16 protein-coding genes and 1 riboswitch are annotated in these 19,720 nt (G+C 66.4%); of the genes, 9 read left to right on the plus strand and 7 right to left on the minus strand.

What is annotated here, in order from left to right; translation table 11 throughout:
- From fliI to fliF, 4 genes are read right to left on the minus strand one after another with little or no spacing between them, the layout of a single operon-like run.
- Complete coding sequence (gene fliI, locus CJU94_RS06185; protein WP_095417967.1) at window positions 1–1,668, minus strand: flagellar protein export ATPase FliI; 1,668 nt, start codon at window positions 1,666–1,668, stop codon at window positions 1–3.
- Window positions 1,662–2,345, minus strand: a complete 684-nt coding sequence (gene fliH, locus CJU94_RS06190; protein ID WP_208645349.1) for a flagellar assembly protein FliH — start codon at window positions 2,343–2,345, stop codon at window positions 1,662–1,664. The genes fliI and fliH overlap by 7 nt, the downstream gene beginning before the upstream one ends.
- Window positions 2,332–3,327: a flagellar motor switch protein FliG gene (fliG, locus tag CJU94_RS06195; protein WP_007179928.1), complete on the minus strand. Its 996-nt coding sequence runs from the start codon at window positions 3,325–3,327 to the stop codon at window positions 2,332–2,334. The genes fliH and fliG overlap by 14 nt, the downstream gene beginning before the upstream one ends.
- Window positions 3,317–5,119, minus strand: coding sequence for a flagellar basal-body MS-ring/collar protein FliF (gene fliF / locus CJU94_RS06200; protein WP_095417969.1), 1,803 nt, complete (start codon window positions 5,117–5,119; stop codon window positions 3,317–3,319). The genes fliG and fliF overlap by 11 nt, the downstream gene beginning before the upstream one ends.
- 236 nt (window positions 5,120–5,355) lie before the next feature.
- Here fliF and fliE point away from each other — a divergent pair, with 236 nt between their 5' ends.
- From fliE to CJU94_RS06225, 5 genes are all read left to right on the plus strand, one after another.
- A complete protein-coding gene (fliE, locus tag CJU94_RS06205; RefSeq protein ID WP_095417970.1) occupies window positions 5,356–5,691 on the plus strand; it encodes a flagellar hook-basal body complex protein FliE in 336 nt (111 codons plus the stop codon).
- A 218-nt stretch (window positions 5,692–5,909) separates the two neighbouring features.
- A complete protein-coding gene (gene fliS / locus CJU94_RS06210; RefSeq protein ID WP_007179925.1) occupies window positions 5,910–6,344 on the plus strand; it encodes a flagellar export chaperone FliS in 435 nt (144 codons plus the stop codon).
- The gene (locus CJU94_RS06215; protein WP_095417971.1) at window positions 6,341–6,667 is read left to right on the plus strand and encodes a flagellar protein FliT; all 327 of its coding nucleotides are present in this window, start codon (window positions 6,341–6,343) and stop codon (window positions 6,665–6,667) included. The genes fliS and CJU94_RS06215 overlap by 4 nt, the downstream gene beginning before the upstream one ends.
- Before the next feature lie 90 nt (window positions 6,668–6,757).
- Window positions 6,758–8,212 (plus strand): flagellar hook-length control protein FliK, encoded by a 1,455-nt coding sequence (fliK, locus tag CJU94_RS06220; RefSeq protein ID WP_095417972.1) that lies wholly within the window; start codon window positions 6,758–6,760, stop codon window positions 8,210–8,212.
- The gene (locus CJU94_RS06225) at window positions 8,209–8,568 is read left to right on the plus strand and encodes an EscU/YscU/HrcU family type III secretion system export apparatus switch protein (protein ID WP_095417973.1); all 360 of its coding nucleotides are present in this window, start codon (window positions 8,209–8,211) and stop codon (window positions 8,566–8,568) included. The genes fliK and CJU94_RS06225 overlap by 4 nt, the downstream gene beginning before the upstream one ends.
- A gap of 42 nt (window positions 8,569–8,610) precedes the next feature.
- Here CJU94_RS06225 and CJU94_RS06230 read toward each other — a convergent pair whose 3' ends face one another.
- Window positions 8,611–10,029 (minus strand): coniferyl aldehyde dehydrogenase, encoded by a 1,419-nt coding sequence (locus CJU94_RS06230; protein WP_095417974.1) that lies wholly within the window; start codon window positions 10,027–10,029, stop codon window positions 8,611–8,613.
- 96 nt (window positions 10,030–10,125) lie between these two features.
- On the minus strand, window positions 10,126–11,811 hold the full coding sequence (locus tag CJU94_RS06235; RefSeq protein WP_095417975.1) for an isovaleryl-CoA dehydrogenase: 1,686 nt from the start codon (window positions 11,809–11,811) through the stop codon (window positions 10,126–10,128).
- 410 nt (window positions 11,812–12,221) lie between these two features.
- Here CJU94_RS06235 and CJU94_RS06240 point away from each other — a divergent pair, with 410 nt between their 5' ends.
- The gene (locus CJU94_RS06240) at window positions 12,222–13,880 is read left to right on the plus strand and encodes a GMC family oxidoreductase (RefSeq protein WP_095417976.1); all 1,659 of its coding nucleotides are present in this window, start codon (window positions 12,222–12,224) and stop codon (window positions 13,878–13,880) included.
- Between the two features lie 171 nt (window positions 13,881–14,051).
- Entirely contained in the window at window positions 14,052–15,803 is a 1,752-nt protein-coding gene (locus CJU94_RS06245; protein WP_095417977.1) for an OmpA family protein, read from the plus strand.
- Window positions 15,804–15,863: 60 nt separating this feature from the next.
- Here CJU94_RS06245 and CJU94_RS06250 read toward each other — a convergent pair whose 3' ends face one another.
- Window positions 15,864–16,826 carry a LysR family transcriptional regulator gene (locus tag CJU94_RS06250; protein ID WP_095417978.1) on the minus strand — a complete coding sequence of 321 codons (963 nt, stop codon included), beginning with the start codon at window positions 16,824–16,826 and terminating at the stop codon, window positions 15,864–15,866.
- 283 nt (window positions 16,827–17,109) lie between these two features.
- Here CJU94_RS06250 and CJU94_RS06255 point away from each other — a divergent pair, with 283 nt between their 5' ends.
- Window positions 17,110–17,916: a glycosyltransferase family 2 protein gene (locus tag CJU94_RS06255; RefSeq protein ID WP_095417979.1), complete on the plus strand. Its 807-nt coding sequence runs from the start codon at window positions 17,110–17,112 to the stop codon at window positions 17,914–17,916.
- 118 nt (window positions 17,917–18,034) lie between these two features.
- Window positions 18,035–18,171, plus strand: a riboswitch (S-adenosyl-L-homocysteine riboswitch).
- A 33-nt stretch (window positions 18,172–18,204) separates the two neighbouring features.
- Window positions 18,205–19,626 carry an adenosylhomocysteinase gene (ahcY, locus tag CJU94_RS06260; protein WP_095417980.1) on the plus strand — a complete coding sequence of 474 codons (1,422 nt, stop codon included), beginning with the start codon at window positions 18,205–18,207 and terminating at the stop codon, window positions 19,624–19,626.
- Window positions 19,627–19,720: the final 94 nt, after the last annotated feature.

Raw genomic sequence — 19,720 nt, forward strand, 5'->3', positions numbered from 1 at the left:
TCAGCCTCCTTGGGCAAACAGCGCGTCCAGCATCTCGAGACTCGGTTCAAAGTTCGCGCACTCGCGAAAACCTTGCTGCAAAAATGCTTCCATCCGCGGATACAGCGCAATCGCGCGGTCGAGCAGCGCGTCGCGCCCGCTCGAATACGCGCCGACGTTGATCAGATCGCGATTGCGCTGATAGCGCGACAGCATCTGCTTGAACATACGCGTCTTGTCCAGATGGTTATCGTCGATCAACGCGGTCATTGCCCGGCTAATCGACGCTTCGATGTCGATGGCCGGATAGTGACCGGCTTCAGCCAGCGAGCGCGACAGCACGATGTGGCCGTCCAGAATCGCCCGCGCGGAGTCGGCGATCGGATCCTGCTGGTCGTCGCCTTCGGTCAGCACGGTGTAGAACGCGGTGATCGAACCGCCGCCCGCCGGGCCGTTGCCGGTCCGCTCGACGAGCGCCGGCAGCTTGGCGAACACCGAAGGCGGGTAGCCCTTGGTGGCGGGCGGCTCGCCCACGGCCAGCGCGATCTCGCGCTGCGCCATCGCGTAACGGGTCAGCGAATCCATCAGCAGCAGCACGTGCTTGCCCTGGTCGCGGAAATATTCAGCGAGCGACGTCGAGTAGGACGCGGCCTGCATCCGCAGAAGCGGCGAAACGTCGGCCGGCGCTGCGATCACCACGGAGCGCGCCAACCCTTCCTCGCCGAGAATCTGTTCGATGAACTCCTTCACTTCCCGGCCGCGTTCGCCGATCAGGCCGATCACGATCACCTCGGCGCTGGTGTAGCGCGCCATCGTGCCGAGCAGCACCGATTTACCGACGCCCGAACCGGCGAAGAGGCCCATGCGCTGGCCACGGCCCACGGTCAGCAGCGCATTGATCGCGCGCACGCCGACGTCGAGCACCTTGTGAATCGGCTCGCGGTTCAGCGGGTTGATGACCGGCGCGGACAGCGGCGCGTCGGCTTGCGCGCCGAGCGGGCCGAGTCCGTCGAGCGGACGGCCGGAGGCGTCCAGCACGCGGCCGAGCAATTCCCAGCCGACCGGCAGGCGTTTGGCGCCCGCCATCGGATCGGCGATCGGCGCGCTTTCCAGCGGAAAGACGCGCGCGCCGGGCAAGAGGCCGATCACCTCGGTGGTCGGCATCAGAAACAGCTTGTCGCCGGAGAAGCCGACCACTTCGGCTTCGGCCATCGGCAGCGAACTGCCTTGCGGCAGTTCGATCATCACTTCGGCGCCGACCGACAGGCGCAGGCCGACGGCTTCGAGCACCAGACCTGCGGCGCGCGTGAGACGTCCGCAGGCGCGCATCGGCTTGGCGATCGCGTTGCGCGCGCGCAACGCGTCGAGGCGGCCGCGCCAGGCTTGCATGTGCGGGTTGCTGTCGAGCGCCGGGTCGTAAGGGGCGACGGGAGTGAGCGGGGTGTGGGCGAGGGTGGCGGATGGCGGGCGCGAAGCAGCCGCGTCGTGGCTCGCGGCGGCACCCGTGGCCGGATGCGCATGCTCCGGATCGCGCAGCGCGGCTTCGATCGCGGCGACCGCGGCCGCCGCGGGCGTCACCGCCGCTGGGACGTCGGCGAGCGCCTCGGCGCCGAAGGACGCCAGCGCCAGTTCGCGTTCGAGCGGCGTCAGATCGCTGGCGCGAATCTCTTCGAGCGTCGGCTTCACCATGTGCTCACCTTGCCGAGGGCCGCGGCCACGCGCTCCCAGCGCGTGTCGATGCCGGCGTCCACTTCGCCGCTGCCGGCCTGCGCGCGGCAGCCGCCGCGCTCGACGGCCGGATCGGTGCGCACGGTCCAGCCGCGCGTTTGCAGTTCTTCCATCAGATAGGCTTCGACAACCGGCAGATCGGCGGGACTCACGATCAGCGCCGGCGCGCCGACGAGCGCGGGCTCGCTCGCCAGCACCTCACGCGCGGCGGCGATCAGCGCGGTCGGGTCATGCTGCACGTGCTGGCGCACCACCTGCTGCGCGATGTCGAGCGCGAGCGCGACCAGCGTTTCGGAGATCGCGCCCTGGGCGCCGTCCAGCGCCGACTTGAAGGTTTCCGCCAGTGCGACGAGCCGCGCCGCTTCTTCGCGCGCTTCGCTCTGGCCTTGCTCGAAACCCTGCGCATGACCTTGCTCGTAACCGGCCTGGTAGCCGAGCGCCTGACCGGCCACGTGGCCTGAGGCGATGCCCTGTGCATGCGCGGCCTCGCGCAGACGTTCGAGTTCGGCTTCGAACGCGCCGTCGTCGACTTCGGGTTCGGGCGGTGCCGGCGGCACCGGATCGAACGAGGCCATCTCCCAGCGCTGGTAGGCCGAGAGGCTTTCCTTCGCCGAGGAGTTCTGATCAGACATATGCATCTTCGGCCTTGCCGCCTAGAACGATCTGGCCGCCTTCGGCTAGGTTGCGCACGATCTGCAGGATGCGGCGCTGCTGCGTCTCGACTTCGGAGACGCGCACCGGACCGCGCGCGTCCAGATCTTCGGCGAGCAGTTCGGCAGCACGCTGCGACATGTTCGACAGGAACTTCTGGCGCAGCGCGGGCGGCGCGCCCTTCAGCGAGATGATCAACGCCTCGGACTCGACTTCCTTCAGCAGCAGCTGGATCGCGCGGTCTTCCAGATCGAGCAGGTTCTCGAACACAAACATCTGATCAATGATCTTCTGCGCAAGTTCCGCGTCGTATTGGCGAACGTTCTCGATCACGCCTTCTTCATGGTTGCTGGACATGAAGTTGAGGATTTCGGCCGCCGTGCGGATGCCGCCCATCGGGCTGCGTTTGAGGTTGTCGCTGCCGGACAGGAGGCCTGTCAGCACGTCGTCGAGTTCGCGCAGCGCGGCCGGCTGGATGCCGTCGAGCGTGGCGATGCGCAGCAGCACGTCGTTGCGTAGCCGCTCCGTGAAGCAGGCGACGATTTCCGACGCCTGATCGCGATCCAGGTGAACGAGGATGGTCGCGATGATCTGCGGATGCTCGTTCTTGATGAGTTCGGCGACCGCCGCGGAATCCATCCACTTCAGGCCTTCGATACCGCTGGTATCGCTGCCCTGCAAAATCCGGTCGATGATCGCGCCGGCCTTGTCGTCGCCGAGCGCCTTGGTCAGCACCGAACGGATGTACTCGTTCGAATCCAGCGACATGCCGGTGTGCTGCTCGGCCTCGCGCACGAACTCCTGCAGCACTTCGTCGACCTGCTCACGGGTCACGCTCTTCAGTGCGGCCATCGCGACGCCGATCTTCTGGACTTCGCGCGGCCCGAGGAACTTGAACACCTGCGCGGCTTCTTCCTCGCCGATCGACATCAGCAGGAGCGCGCTCTTCATTACGCCTTCAGCGCTCATCGGACACCCAATTTTTCACGACGGTTGCAACGATCTTCGGATCCTGGCGGGCGATGCTGCGGGCGAACTCCAGGTTCCGCTCATATTTGTGCTTGGAACTTTCGAGCGCGAGCAGTTCGCTGTCGCTTTCCAGTTCGGCAACCGGGCTTCCGCCCGCGCCCGCGCGCTCGGCGGCGGGGATGCCATCCAGCAGGATCGGCTCGTCCGGCGACGGCAGCGCTCCCGCGACGACCGGCTCCGGCGGCGGGAACGCGCGGCGCAGCGCCGGCTTCACCATCACGAAGTAGAGGAACAGGGCGACTGCGCCAATGCCGAGATACGTGGCGATCTGCTTGGCGAGCGCAATCATGTCCGGCGTGCGCCACCACGGCAGGTCGGCGTTCGGGTCGACGTCGGTGCTGAACGGGCTGTTGACCACGTTGACCGAGTCGCCGCGCGCCGAGTCGAAGCCCATCGCGTCCTTGACCAGCTGGTTGACCTGCGCGAGCTTGTCGGCGCTCACCGGCTGCATCGTGGCGTGACCCTTGGCGTCGACCACCCGCATGTAGTTCACCACCACCGCCACCGACAGACGCTTGATGCCGCCCATCGGCTGCTCCAGGTGACGGACCGTCTTGTCGAGTTCGTAGTTGGTGGTCGAGTCCTTGCGGTCGCTGACCGGCGTGGTGGTCACGCCGCTCGCGCCGGCCGGCGCGTTGATCGGCGCCGAAGCCGGCTGCGGCGGCTGGTTCGACAGCGCGCCCGGCACGCCCGAGGCGCCGCCTTGCGACATTTCGGTGGCGCTGCTCGACTGCTGGCTGCGGATCGCCGCCTGTTGCGGGTTGCCGTTCGGACCGTAGTTTTCCGAGGTCTGCTCGCTGCGCGAGAAGTCGACGTCGGCGCTGACCTGCGAATGCGCGTTGCCCGAGCCGAACAGCGGAGCCAGGATCGCGTCGATGCGTTGCTGCGTGCTGCGCTCGATCTGCTGGCGATACTTCAATTGCGAGGCGTCGAGTCCGCTGCCGGTGGACGGCTGCGTCAGCAGGTTGCCGTCCTGGTCGAGAATGGTCACGCCCTTCACCGGCATATCCGGCACCGCCGAGGACACCATATGGGTGATCGCCAGCACCTGGCCTTCGTCGAGCGCGCGGCCCGGGTAGAGGTTGACCAGCACGGAAGCGGAGGGCGCTTCCTTGTCGCGCACGAATACGGAAGGTTTCGGAATCGCCAGATGCACGCGCGCCGACTTTACCGACGAAATCGATTCGACCGTGCGCTCCAGCTCGCCTTCGAGTGCGCGCTGATAGTTGATCTGCTCGGCGAACTGGCTAATGCCGAACTTCTGGTTGTCCATCAGCTCGAAGCCGACCGAACCGCTCTTGGGCAAACCCTGCGACGCGAGGCGCAAGCGCATTTCGTGCACCTGCTCGGCCGGCACGAGGATCGCGCCGCCCGCGTCGGAGAACTTATAGGGGATGTTCGCCGCCTGAAGCGCGGTGATGATGGCGCCGCCGTCGCGGTCCGATAGATTGCTGTAGAGCACCTTGTAGTCCGGCGCGCGCGACCACAGGAACAGGCCCGCCACCACGGCGACCAGCAGCGCGACTGCGAAAATCAACGGTGCGCGCGGGTTGCCGCGCATTTGCGCGAGGCCCGACAGGCGCTGACCGAAGTTGCCGCCGAGGTTGCCCGAAAGGCCACCCAGGTCCGCGCCGCCAGCCTGGCCGGCGCCGGCCGCACCGGCGCCTGGCTGCGCGCCGGCGAGGCCCATGCGGGCGTCGGGGTTGATCAAAGAGTTGGCAGACGAATCCATGCGTCGGGTTTCTCCGGGATGCCTTTTGCGTTCTGCCGCTTACCGCGCCGAGGGCCGGCGGGCGTACGGACAGAGACTTTCACCATTGAAATTATCCGCAGCGCGGCTCAACCCGATTGCTTGAATAGAGCCGGGTTTCCCCCCTAGTTTCGGGGCTTTCCCGTATGGCCCGCTGCTATGCTTTCGTCCAGATCGGTACGGTTCCGGCATGCCGGTCGTTATTCCCTGGAGAAAACATGACTTTCCCCGTGAACGCGCTCTCGTCGGCGCTGCAACAGATGCAGTCGATGGCGGCGCAAGCGGCCGGCGGCAGCAATGCCGTGGCCGACGCGTCCGGCGCGGCAACGCCCAGCGGCTTTGCCTCGGCGCTGAAGGCGTCGCTGGACAAGATCAGCGGCGATCAGACCAAGGCGATCGGCGAATCGAAGGCGTTCGAACTCGGTGCGTCCAACGTGTCGCTCAACGACGTGATGGTCGATATGCAAAAGGCCAACGTGGGCTTCCAGTTCGGCCTGCAAGTGCGCAACAAGCTGGTGTCCGCCTATAACGACATCATGCAGATGTCGGTATAAGCGCGTTTCGGGCGGCAAGGCTTTCCCGCCCGCCCGAACGCGTGCATGCCGCGCAGCCTTGACGGGCCGCGGCAATGCGGCCCTTAATCCTCCTTACACCGGCCTAAAGCTTTCCCGCTGCCTATCCGATAACCAGATACAGGCAGAAATCGGGGTGCGGCAACGTGCCCGGGTGGGGAGCCACGACCCAACCGCAGTGCAAGAGAGGAGGAGCGCCGATGTTTTCCCCAGGACACTCTGGAGCCAATGCGTACGCACGCGTCGGCGTCGAGACAGGGGTGATGGGCGCGAGTCCGCATCGTCTGATCGTGATGCTGTATCAGGGCGCCCGGCAGGCTATTGCGCAGGCGCGCATGCACCTGCAGCAAGGCAATGTGCCGGCTCGTGGAGAGGCGATCGGCAAGGCGATCCAGATCGTCGAAAGCGGGCTGCAGCAATCGCTCAACCTTGAGGCGGGTGGCGAGATTGCGGAGCGGTTGAATGCGCTATATAGCTATATGTCGCGCCGGCTGCTCGAAGCCAATATAAAACAGAGCGAGGCGATGCTGGTCGAGGTGGATGGCCTTCTGGCGACACTCGAAGAAGCATGGATCGGGATTGCCCCGGAGATCGCGCGGATGGCGGCTCAGCCGGCCGCGGAAAGCATGAGATGACATCGAACGCAGAATATTTCGCCCGTTACGAGGCGATTGCAGCGATTTCCTGCCGCATGCTGACGGCTGCCCGGCGCGCACTGTGGAACGATCTGGTCCACTTGCAGGAGGAATACCGGCATCTGGTGGAAGCGTTGCGAGACGCCGAAACGGGCGTGAAGCTCGACGAGGCGGAGCGTCTGCGCAAATACGCGCTGATCCGCCAGATCCTTGCCGACGACGCTGCGATCCGCGATCTGGCGAATCCGCGCATGGCCAGTCTGTCGGCGCTGTTCGCCGGACGGCCGACGCACGTGCTCAAGGAGTTGTACGGGGCGCGCTGAGTTTCGCCGCGTGCGCCGCCCGCGCCTCTATCCATCCGGCTGACCGACTTAATTTGAGCGCGCCGCCGCCAATGTGACCAAGGAATCGGCATGAACGGAATCGACACGGCCGTCGCTTCGGTGCTCGCGAGCCGGATCGACAGTCTGCTCAACATTGCGCCCGGCAGTGCGGCGGCGTCGCAAGCCGGCACGGCGGGCGTCGAAACCGCGCCGACCATGCCGGGTCTGATTGAGACGCCCGCGCCGCAGGCTTCCGCGCAGACTGCGCTGTCCGCCGTCGCGCTCACGCTCAACGCAATCCTGCGCTCGGGAGGCGAGGCGACGCCCGCCGTCCTCGGGCAGGCGCCGATCTGGCCGGCCGCGCCGGCGCTCGATGTCGAAGTCGGTGCGTTGCCGCTGTTCGGCACGTCCGCTGCCGCGACGGTTTCCGCCGGGTCGACCGCCAATCCGAATGTCGCTGCGAGCGGCGAAACGGCAGCCACCGCCAGTGTCGCGGCGACTCAGGTGCCGGTCGCGGCGCTCGCGGCCGCGCTCGAACGGACCGTCGGCGACAGCGGCCTGTTCTACGAAGCCCATCTCGCGCAATGGCTGGCGGGCCAGCGTCCGCCCGCTTCGCTGGCCGGCGAGGCGCAAAACAAGCTGGTGGCCGCGTCCGCGCAATTGCCGCTCGACTGGGCGAACGACGCCGGCGAAGGGTCTTCCGCCAACCCTGCCGCCCGCCAGGGCATGGGCACCGCGCCAAACGCTCCGCCCTCCGGCCCGTCGAACGGCGCGCCGGACGCTGGCGCCGCCGGCCGCTCCATGCCGTTGATCCAGACTGCGCAGGCCGCACGGTTCATGGCCGGCGAGGTGCTGGCCAGTTCCCTGTCCGACCTGAACGGCCAGCCCACGCATGCGAGCCCGCACAGCGCGGCCGCGCAACCGGCCGACGGCGGCGCGTCGCAGAATTCGCAGTCGATGGCGGCCGCCGTTCATCCCGCGACCGTGCCCCTGGTGCGTCAGCAGCTCGATCTGCTCGCGACCGGGCAGTTTCGCTGGACCGGCGAGGCGTGGCCGGGCGCGCGGCTCGACTGGACCATCGAACAGGACGGCGACGAATGGGATCGCAGCGGCGGCGGCGCGGCGAGCGAAGACGACCAGCCGTGGCGCACGCGCCTGACGCTGTCGCTGCCGACGCTCGGCACCGTCGATGCGGAATTGACGCTGACCGGCACGCGACTCATCGCGCGGGTGCAGGCCAGCCCGGGCGGCGCCGCACGCCTCGCCATGCAGGGCGAGAGCTTCCGTCAGCGGCTCGCGGCGGCGGGCATCGAATTGAATGGCTTGACGATTCGCGAGATCGGCGGCGGACCGCCGGTCACCGGCGCCAATGCCGCGGGCGCGGCGGCGGCCGCTCAGGCGGCGACATCGGCGTATGTGAAGTCGGCCTCCGCCGCGGGCCCGGCCGCGACGGCCGCCGACAGGGCCACGACCGTGCGCCGCACGGCCCGCACGACTCGCACCCAAGCCGCGTCGCCAGACGATTTCGATTGGGACATGTCATGAGCCGCAAACATCGCCGCAGCGCGGCCGCGCTCGTCTACGACGCCCAAAGCAGCGACCCCGCGCCGCGCGTAATCGCCAAAGGCTATGGCTTGCTGGCCGAGATGATCGTGCAGCGGGCCAAGGAAGCTGGCCTGTACGTGCACGAAGCGCCTGAAATGGTCTCCTTGCTGATGCAGGTCGACCTCGACGCGCGGATTCCGCCGCAGCTTTATCAGGCAGTGGCGGAGTTGCTCGCGTGGCTGCATCGGCTGGAAAGCGGCGCCGAGAGCGAACCGGCGCAAGGCGCGAACGCCGGCGCGCAGGACGTGATCGACGTGGTGGCGACCGAGGTGGAAGGCGGCACCGCGGCGCGCTGAGGGTTGGAAGCCGGAGCCGGAACCACGCGCCAGAACCCGCCGTCAGAACCGCATCATCAGCTTGAGCAGCGCGTTCACGCGCTTGCCGTACGGCGGCGAGATCCACCCGCGCGCGTTCAGACGCGCCTGCGTCAGCACCGGCTTCATCTTCGAGAACGTCACGAAGCCTTCATAGCCGTGATACGCACCCATCCCGCTCGCGCCCACTCCGCCGAACGGCAGGCTTTCGCACGCCAGATGCATCAGCGTCTCGTTGATCGCCATGCCGCCGGCGATGGTCTCCAGCGTCACACGCTCGATGGTGGCGGCGTCGTCGGCGTAAAGATAGAGCGCGAGCGGGCGGGGCCGGGCGTTGATCCATGCGATCGCGTCGTCGAGCGTGTCGTAAGGGACGATCGGCAACAGCGGCCCGAAGATTTCCTCCTGCATCAACGCGCACGTGTCCGGCGCATTCGTGACGGCGATGAGCGGATAGCGGCGGCTTGCCGCATCGGGCGAACTGTCGGTGAGCGCGTGCAGTTGCGCGCCGGCGGCGCGGGCTTCGTCGGCGAGACGATCGAGGCGCGCGAAATGACGCTCTGAAATGATCGTCGTGTAATCCGGGTTGTTGGCGAAGTTCGGGTACATCCGGGCCATCCGCGCGCGCGCCCGCTCGACGAACGCCTGCTCCTGGCCACGCGGCACCAGCACATAGTCCGGCGCGACGCAGGTTTGCCCGGCGTTGAGCGTCTTGCCGGCAATCAGGTTGTCCACCGCGTTGTCGAAGCGCGCATGCGCGCCGATGATGGCCGGCGACTTGCCGCCCAGTTCGAGCGTGACCGGCGTCAGATGCTCGGCGGCGGCGCGCATCACCTCGTGGCCGACCTTGGTCGAGCCGGTGAACAGCAGATGGTCGAAGGGCTGCGCGCTGAAAGCGGCGGCGAGCGCGGCGTCGCCGTTCACCACCGCGACGTGGTCGCGCGCGAAGGTCTGGCCGATCAACTGCTCGAACAGCGCCGAGGTGCGTGGCGTCAGTTCGGACATTTTGATGATCGCGCGATTGCCCGCCGTCAACGCGCTGATCAGCGGCCCGACGGCGAGCAGCACCGGATAATTCCACGGCACGATGATGCCGACCACGCCGAGCGGCTGCGGCACGACTTTCGCGCGCGCCGGCAGCAGCCATTTATTGGTGCTGCGGCGCTGCGCTTTCATCCAGCGCTTGCCGTGTCGAAGGGCGGCGTCGATTTCCTCTTTCACCAGCAGGAATTCGGCGAGCAGCACTTCCTGTTTCGCGCGATTGCCGAAGTCGACGTTCATTGCGTCGGCGAGCGCGTCGCGATTGTCGAGCATGACTTTGCGCAGCGCTTTCAGATGGGCGGCGCGCGTTTCCCACGACGGATACGTCGCGCGAAGATAAGCATGGCGCTGGTCGCGCAGCAGCGCTTCGAGCGCGGCAACTTCCGGCAGATCGTTCTTCATGTGTGTCCACTCCCTGATGGATATCGTTGCGCGTCGAATCGCGCTTTTACTGGATGTGCTTACGCTGCTGCGCGGCGTATTTGAACGCGCTATGCGTCAGACAGGAAAAGCTCGTTCGACGATCGCCGCGTGATCGAACGTGGCCGGCAGCGTGCCGTACACGCGACCGCTCTCGCCGCAGCCGTCGGCAAGACGCGTCGCGATGAACGCCTCGGCGACTTCGCCGGGCGCGTGCTCGAGCAGCAAGGTAGCCTGCGCGATCAGCACGACTTGCTGCGCGATCCGCCGCGCCGAGGCTTCGCGATGCTCGGCCGGTCCGTTGTGCGCGGCGGCGAGCCTGCCGAGCGCGGCGCTCAATGCCGGGTGTGCCTGGGCTTGCGCCTGCCACGCGGCGAACAACGCCTGCGCCGCGTCCGGTTCGCGCTCCATGGCGCGCAGCACGTCGAGGCACATCACGTTGCCGGAGCCTTCCCAGATCGAATTCACGGGCGCTTCCCGATAGAAGCGCGCCATCGGACCGGTTTCGACGTAGCCGTTGCCGCCCCAGACTTCCATCGCTTCGCCGGTGAATTCCAGCGCGCGCTTGCAGACCCAATACTTCGCCGCGGGCGTGACGATGCGCCGCCACGCGCGTTCGGCGAGCGAGGTGGACGCGGCGTCGGTGGATTCTTCGAACGCGCGCGCGAGACGCATGAACAGCACTGTTGCCGCTTCCGATTCCAAGGCCAGATCGGCGAGCACGTTGCGCATCAGCGGCTGGTCGGCGAGATGCCGGCCGAACGCGCTGCGATGGCGCGCATGATGAATGGCCTGCACGAGCGCCGCGCGCATCAGCGCCGCGCTGCCGATCACGCAGTCGAGCCGCGTGTAATTCGCCATTTCGATGATGGTCGGCACGCCGCGTCCTTCGTCGCCGATCATGATGCCGAACGCGTCGAGAAATTCGACTTCGCTGCTCGCATTCGAGCGATTGCCGAGCTTGTCTTTCAGACGCTGGATCTCCACGCCGTTCTTGCGGCCGTCCGGCGCGAAGCGCGGCACGAAGAAGCACGAGATGCCCTCGTGATCGTCGGTACGGGCGAGCACGAGATGGGCGTCGCACTGCGGCGCGGAAAAGAACCACTTATGGCCGACCAGCCGGTAGGCGGCGCCGCGGCCGCTGCCGGCGGTGGCATAGGCGCGGGTCTGGTTGCTGCGCACGTCCGAGCCGCCCTGCTTTTCGGTCATGCCCATGCCGATCATCGCGGAGCGCTTGTGCGTCAGCGGCACGTCGCGCGGATCGTGCTCGCGCGCATAGAGCTTGTCGCGCAGCGTGGCGAATAGCGCGGGTTCGCGCTGCAACACGGGAATGCTCGCGAAGGTCATGGTCAGCGGGCAGAGCGAGCCGGATTCGATTTGCGCATGCAGGAAGTAACCGGCGCAACGCGCGACCATCGCGCCGCGCTGCGGATCGGAAAAGGGCAGCGCATGCAGACCCTCGCGGCGCAGCAGCGAAAGGAGCGTGTGCCACGACGGATGAAACTCCAGCGCGTCGATGCGCTCGCCGCGCGGGCTGTGCGTGAACAATTCCGGCGTATGGCGGTTGGCGAGCTCGGCCAGCGCGAGCGTGTCGGGCGTGGTGAGCGCCGCGCCATGCCGCAACAACGCGCTCCGGTGCCACGCGGCGCCGTCGCGTTCGAGGGCCGCGGATAACGCGGCGTCGCTGGAAAATAGGTTGTAGTCCGCCAGCGGCGGAACCTGATTGGTCACCTCGTGGGTCTGGCCGAAGCTGTGCCGTTGCATCTGCTGTCTCCGTTCAACGCATGCTCGCCGGCGTCGCTCGACGGTGCGCTGTTTGATCGCCGCATGTCGCGCCGCGCGCTGCGAGGACGGCGCTCGCGGCGCCGTGTTTGAATGCCCTGCGCGGCCGCCCGGCGGGCGTATGCGCGTCTTTCATCATAGGGTCGCGGCAGCACTTCCGTTTAGAGGAATCGCTCTGGCGCGAACCCGCCGCCGTATCCGAACGCTCCCTACAATGCCGGTGAAACACACGTGGACAAGTGTGCTGCAGTCGCCTGCAGGGGATCGGCGTCACGGCTTTGCATGGAACCAGTGTAGCGCTCTGAGGCGCGAACGCTGGTCGACCGCTCAAGCACTGATTCCGATCGACGGAGACAGGGTTCGCGAGCAACGCGGCCCACAAGGAGGAGCGGATGCAATACGACTACATCATTGTCGGTGCGGGCTCGGGCGGTTGCGCGCTGGCGAGCCGTCTCGCGGACAGCTGCCCGGACGCGACGATCGCGCTGATCGAAGCCGGCCCGCACACCGACCGCAATCTGTTCGTCAATATGCCGGTCGGCGTGGCGGCCGTGGTGCCCCACAAGCTCAAAACCAATTACGGTTATCTGACCACGCCGCAGCCGGGGCTCGGCGGACGGCAAGGGTATCAGCCGCGGGGGCGCGGCTTCGGCGGATCGAGCGCGATCAACGCGATGATCTACACGCGCGGCCATCCACTCGATTACGACGAATGGGCGCGGCTCGGGTGCGAAGGCTGGTCGTGGGCGGAGGTGCTGCCGTATTTCCGGCGCGCCGAAGGCAATGAGCGCGGTGCCGATGCATGGCACGGCGATAGCGGCCCGCTCACCGTTTCCGATCTGCGCTATCAGAACCCGTTTTCGCGGCGTTTCGTGCAGGCGGCTATGGAAGCCGGCTACAGGCCGAATAGCGACTTCAACGGCGCGGAGCAGGAAGGGATCGGTTTCTATCAGGTGACGCAGCGCGACGGTCGCCGTTGCAGCGTGGCGCGCGCCTATATCTACGACCGCGAGCGCCCGAATCTGCACACGATCGCCGACGCGACGGTGCTGCGTGTGACCTTCGAGGGCAAGCGCGCGAGCGGCGTCGAGATCGTGCGCGGCGGCCGCACCGAAACACTGACCGCACGGGCCGAGGTGGTGCTCGCGGCCGGCGCCTTCAATTCGCCGCAACTGCTGATGTGCTCGGGCATCGGGCCGGCGGCGCACTTGCAGTCGCTCGGCATCGCCGTGTTGCACGACGCGCCGGAGGTCGGGCAGAACCTGATCGACCACGTCGATTTCACGATCAACAAACGGGTTGCGTCGATCGAGCCGACCGGCTTTTCGATTCGCGGCATTGCGCGGATGCTGCCGCAATTCGTCACTTTCATGCGGCACGGGCGCGGCATGCTGTCGAGCAATGTCGCCGAAGCGGGCGGCTTTCTGAAGAGCCGCCCGACGCTCGACCGGCCTGATCTGCAACTGCATTTCTGCGCGGCCATTGTCGACGACCACAACCGCCATATGCACTGGGGCCACGGTTATTCGCTGCACGTGTGCGTGTTGCGGCCGCATAGCCGTGGCACCGTGACGCTTGCGAGCGCCGATGCGCGCACCGCGCCGGTGATCGATCCACGCTTTTTCAGCGACTCGCGCGATCTGGACCTGCTGGTGGAAGGCGCGCAGATGGCGCGGCGCATTCTCGATGCGCCTTCGCTCGCGCTGCACGGCGGCACGGAGCTGTACACGCGTCCCGGCCAGCCGGAGGCGGAATTGCGCCGGACCATCGCCGCGCATGCCGACACGATCTATCACCCGGTGGCGACCTGCCGGATGGGCGGCGACGCCCGCTCGGTGGTCGATCCGCAATTGCGGGTGCGGGGTGTCGCGGGGCTGCGGATCGTCGATGCGTCGGTGATGCCGACGCTGATCGGCGGCAACACCAATTCGCCGACGGTGATGATCGGCGAGCGCGCCGCCGAGCTGATCGCGGCGGCCGGCCGAGCGTCCCAGGCGGCGCTAAAGGTCGCGCCGACGCAGGGGATTCGACCAGCGACGAATGCCGCCTGAGCTTCGCGGAGATGTCCGATTCACCCGGCAAATATGAGACAACTATCTCTAACGTCGGCCAATTCGTCATAAATTGTGCTGCTTCGTTTATGAGATTTCCCGAAACCTATAATCGCGCCGCGAAAAAGAGCGGGTCAGGTGGCGCGTTCGGGAACTCAAGGAAGCGAAGCGATGAGCATCAATACGATTCAATTGATTCAGTCCGCGTTGACGGACGGTGTGGTGCGGCAGCTCGCGGAGCGCTTCGGGCTGCCGCCGGACGCGGTCCGCAAGGTGCTGGCGAGCACGGCGCCGGCACTCGTCGCCAGCCTGATGCAGAAGGGCGCGACGCTCGATGGCGCACGTTCGCTATTCGCCACGATCCTCTCGCCGGAGGTGAATAGCCATATTGCGGAACAGCTGCCGCATCTGCTCGGCAGCACCAGCGGCGTGAGTCAGCTGGAAATTGCCGGGAGGCATCTGCTCGAACGCGCGCTGGAGCGTCGCGTCGACGGGCTGAGCGACGAAGTCGCCCTGCAAACCGGTGTGCCCGCGCACGCCACCCATGCCATGACGGGCCTTGCCGGTGCGACCTTGCTCGGCCTGCTCAAGCGGCATTTTCTCGAAGGGCAGGGCAATGCCGGGCAGTTGCCCACACTGCTGGGCCATCAACTGCCCGCCATCGCGCCTTATCTGAATGAACGGCTGATGACCGCGCTCGGCCTGAGCGGGCTCGGCGCCTTCTCCGCCAACATTCTGTCGCAGTTGAAGGCTGTGTCGGCCCACATCGACCATCCGACGCCCGCGTCCAGGCCGGTGGCCGAGGCCTTGTCGAACATCCACGTGCCCGCGGATGCCGTGATGCGCGAAGGGCGCCGTTCACACAAGTGGCTCTGGTGGCTGCTCGCGGCTCTCGCGGCAGTGCTGGCTTTTCTGTTTCTGCGTGGCTGCCAAAGCGAGCAGAACGCGAGCCGCGCTGCCGGGCACGGCAATTCGGAAGGCGCCCTCGCGGCACAGCCCGCTTCCGCGCCGGTCCATGCTTCGGTCGCGGCGGTAGCGAGCCGCGAAGTGGCGGCCTCGGCACCCGCGGCCAGCGCCGCTGTCTCCGCGAGTGCGGCGAGCGCCGTGCAGCCGGCGGCTACCGCGCCTGCGCCGACCCAAGACAGCCAGCTCAGCTTTACCGTGGACGCGGCCGGCAAGCCGACGGTCACGGCCACGCTCGGCAGCGAAGCCGAAAAGACGCAATTGATCGACGAGCTGACCAAGCGCCTGGGGCAATATAACTTCGCGCCGAACATCACGGTCGATCCGGCCATCAGGCCGGCCGACTGGCTGCTCCATCTCGACGGCCTGTTGCCGCTGATGTCGCTGCCCGGCGCGGAAGTGAAAGTGGACGGCATGCACATCGAGCTCAGCGGCGCGGCTGCGGACAAGAAGCTCGGCTGGCTCGACAAGCTGAAATCGCTGTTCGGCGCGTCGTATCAGATCGGCTCGTTCGATGTCGCTCACGCCGTCGCCGACGCCACCGCGAACTTCCGCAGCGCGATCAAGGGCCTGCTCGCGGCGGATAACGCCTGCACGGTTGCGGACGTGGTCAAGGTGCTGAACCTGCAGGTGATCAACTTCGCGAGCGCGAGCGCGCGTGTGCCGGCTTCGGCGGTGGAAGATCTGAACCAGTCGGCGCGTGTGCTGAACGCCTGCGCGGGCAACGGCAAAACGGCCCGGCTCGAAGTGGCAGGCTATTCGGACAATGTGGGCGGTGAGCGGGCCAATCTGCAACTGTCCAGGCAACGTGCCGAAGCGGTGCGCGCTTACCTCGTCAAGACAGGTGTGCCGGCCGATTCGCTGAGCGCGCAAGGCTACGGCGGTGCGCGCCCGGTGGCGAGCAACGACACGGCGAGCGGTCGCTTTGCCAATCGTCGCATCGAGTTCGTCGCGCAGTAGTCAGGTCGGCTTCGATACGCCATGCAAGACATGCCGCCGGTTTCTGCCGGCGGCATGCCGTCATTCGGCGGGCGTTGCGGGAGCCGGCGTCGTGATGCCGGCCACGCCGATGCCCGGCGCCAGCATGAAATCGTCGCCTCCCTGGCCGGGCAAGGCCTCGCGGGCCACGTCGAGCCATGCGCGCGCAGCATGTGACAGATAACCGTTGCGGCGCCAGCCGATTGCCATTTCCCACGGAATCTCCGGCTCGACCACCGGCCGGCAGGTGAACTTCGCAGGGTCTAGCCGCCGGCAATACGGCGCCGGCAATAAGGCGATGCCGACGCCGGCCAGTACCAGCGCCGCCATGAAATCCCAATGTCCGCTGCGCCCGACGATGGTCGGCGCAAAGCCGGCCGTCCGGCACGCGTTCAACACCACGTCATTGAGCGCGAGACTTTCGCCGTAGAACACGAATGGTTCGTCGGCGAGTTGCGCGAGCGGCACCTCGTGGAGTTTGTCCCAGCGCGAGCCGGTACGCGCGACGAGCCACAGGAGTTGGCGGGTCACCGGCAACACGTCGATATTTTCCGGGTCGACCGGCTGCAGCACGCCGCCCAACTCCAGTTCGCCGTTGATCAGCGCCGCTTCGATAGCGCGCGAGCCTTGCTCGAACAGCTTGAGTTCGATTTTCGGATAACGCTGGCGAAACGCGGCGATAACCGGCGTGAAGAGCGAGCCGCCCATCGGCGGAATGCCAATGGTGAGCTGGCCGCGGCCGAGCGTGTCGAGGTCGTTCAGTTCAGCCTGCAGCTGCGCATGCGCCGCCAGCACGTCCTGACCGCGCTGGTAGACGATGCGGCCGGCATCGGTCAGCACCATTTGCCGCCCGTCACGCAACAACAGCGGAGAGCCGATTTCGTCTTCCAGCGACTTGACCATTTTGCTGATGGTCGGCTGCGTGACGAACATCTGCTCGGCGGCGACGGTGAAACTTTGCTGACGCACCACTTCGACGAAATACCGCAGCGCTCGTAGTTCCACGATCTCAGGCTCCAGAATTCCAGATTGGAATGATCGGAGTGATTGTAAGTCATCGTATTTATATCGCGGGCACGCCGCAGGGCGGTGCGGGCTGACTTTTGCTGTGCCTGCGCCGATGGCCGCCGATGGCGTTAGTCGCGCTGCCGCCGCCGTTGCCGCATGCGTCGACGCATGTCCTGTCTTCTGGCCGAAGGCGCGCGCCCATTTCAAGATGCGCTCGGCGGCAAGCGGCATAACATCGACGGTTCTTCTCCGTTGACCCGCCTATCGCGCCCGCTCATTCATGACGCCCGTTTCGATCATCATTCCCTGCTACAACGGCGCGGCGACGCTCGTTCGTGCTTTGCAAAGTTGCCGGATTCAGCCTGAGGCCGCACAGATCATCGTGGTGGACGACGGCTCGACCGATGCCTCCGCGGCCATCGTGGCCCAGTGCGGCAGCCTCGACGTGCGTGTGTGTCTGCTGCGGATGCCGTACAACGGCGGCGCGGCGCGAGCACGCAACTGGGGCGCGATGCATGCGTCGCACGAACTGCTCGCCTTCCTCGACGCCGACGACGAATACCTGCCCGGCGCCCTCGGCGCCGCGAGCGCGTTCCTCGCGTACAACCCTAACGAAGTGTCCGTGCGCCTCGACGTGGAATACACCGATTTCCCCCGTGTGCTCACAGCCCACCCGGACTTCGCCGCGCATGCGGCGACGCTCAGCAATACGGTGCCGAGCAGCTTGATCATTCGCCGCGCGGCATACCTCGCGCTCGGCGGTTTTCCGATGGACGACGCATTTCGCCGCATTGGCGGAGAGGACGGCGCGTTTTCCTGGGCGTTGCGTGATGTGTTCGGCAACCCGCGTCTGGAGGACGCAAAGCGCGTGCGCATGCACTACCACGCGGGGATTCACGCCGAGCGTTACTTTCGCATCGCGCTGGGCCTGCAAACGGCCGATCCGGACGATACGGCCGATTCGTTTCGTCTCTCCCGGCAGTTCCTCGACACGGCGCGCGCCGGCATCGCGCAATTGCGCGCGGCACACGTGACGCTTCAGGCTGCCGCGCAGACGGCGCCCATCGCGCCGGGGAGCGCTCCGTAAGCTGCTGACGGCGGCTGCGTCGGGCGCGTCTTGCGCCCGTCCACCGCCCACACCGGGTGGCAAACGCGAAACCCGATCCGCGCCCCGAAGCCATCTCGATTTGCTACAATCGCCGTTCGTCTTCGAGGAGCGTTGCGACGGGTACCGCGAATCAGCATATTCGCCGGCCGCCCGCCAGGCTCGAAGGCTTCAATCGGCGGGCCTGAATGCGCATAGCGCTTTCCTGGCCCCCGCATCGAACCGCGCTCACGTCAAATTTCTAGTCAATTTCTTAGAAAGGAGGGCGTGATGAACGCCGCAGTTATCGATTCCAAAACTTCCCAGGATTTCGTTGTCGCCGACATGTCGCTTGCCGACTGGGGCCGCAAGGAACTCAACATTGCCGAGACGGAAATGCCCGGCCTCGTGCAAACGCGCGAAGAATACAAGGCGCAGCAGCCGCTGAAGGGCGCGCGCGTCGCAGGTTCGCTGCACATGACGATCCAGACCGGCGTGCTGATCGAGACGCTGACGGCGCTTGGCGCGGACGTGCGCTGGGCTTCGTGCAATATCTTCTCGACGCAGGACCACGCCGCCGCGGCAATCGCCAAGGCCGGCACGCCGGTGTTCGCATTCAAGGGCGAATCGCTCGACGAGTACTGGGAATTCTCGCACCGCATTTTCGAATGGCCGAACGGTGAGTTCGCCAACATGATCCTCGACGACGGCGGCGACGCCACGTTGCTGCTGATCCTCGGCTCGAAGGCAGAGAAAGACCGCTCGGTGATCTCGAAGCCGACCAACGAGGAAGAAGTCGCGCTGTACAAGTCGATCGAACGTCATCTGGACGCCGACCCGACGTGGTACTCCACGCGCCTCGCGCACATCAAGGGTGTGACCGAAGAAACCACGACCGGCGTGCACCGTCTGTATCAGATGGAAAAAGAAGGCCGCCTGCCGTTCCCGGCGATCAACGTCAACGACTCGGTCACCAAGTCGAAGTTCGACAACCTGTACGGCTGCCGCGAGTCGCTCGTCGACGGCATCAAGCGCGCGACCGACGTGATGATCGCGGGCAAGATCGCGGTGGTCGCGGGTTACGGCGACGTGGGCAAGGGCTGCGCGCAATCGCTGCGCGGTCTGGGCGCGACGGTGTGGGTCACCGAAATCGATCCGATCTGCGCGCTGCAGGCGGCGATGGAAGGCTACCGCGTCGTGACGATGGAATACGCGGCCGACAAGGCCGACATTTTCGTGACGGCGACCGGCAACTACCACGTGATCGGCCACGACCACATGAAGGCGATGCGTCACAACGCGATCGTCTGCAACATCGGTCACTTCGACTCGGAAATCGACGTCGCGTCGACCCGTCAGTACCAGTGGGACAACATCAAGCCGCAAGTCGACCACATCATTTTCCCGGACGGCAAGCGCGTGATTCTGCTGGCTGAAGGCCGCCTCGTGAATCTGGGTTGCGCGACGGGCCACCCGTCGTTCGTGATGTCGAACTCGTTCACGAACCAGACGCTCGCGCAGATCGAACTGTTCACGCAAGGCGCGAAGTACGAGAACAAGGTGTACGTGTTGCCGAAGCATCTGGACGAGAAGGTCGCACGCCTGCATCTGGCGCGCATCGGCGCGAACCTGACCGTGCTGTCGGACGAGCAGGCCGGCTACATCGGCGTCGACAAGAACGGTCCGTTCAAGCCGAACCACTACCGCTACTAAGCACGCCGCGGGCGGTTTGACCGCACGGCAGTTTGAAGACGGGGCGGCGCATCATGCGCCGCCTGGTTCGCCATGGCCGCCTGCCGCTCGCGTT

Origin of the sequence: Paraburkholderia aromaticivorans (assembly GCF_002278075.1) — a bacterium.
Classification (GTDB): Bacteria; Pseudomonadota; Gammaproteobacteria; order Burkholderiales; family Burkholderiaceae; genus Paraburkholderia; species Paraburkholderia aromaticivorans.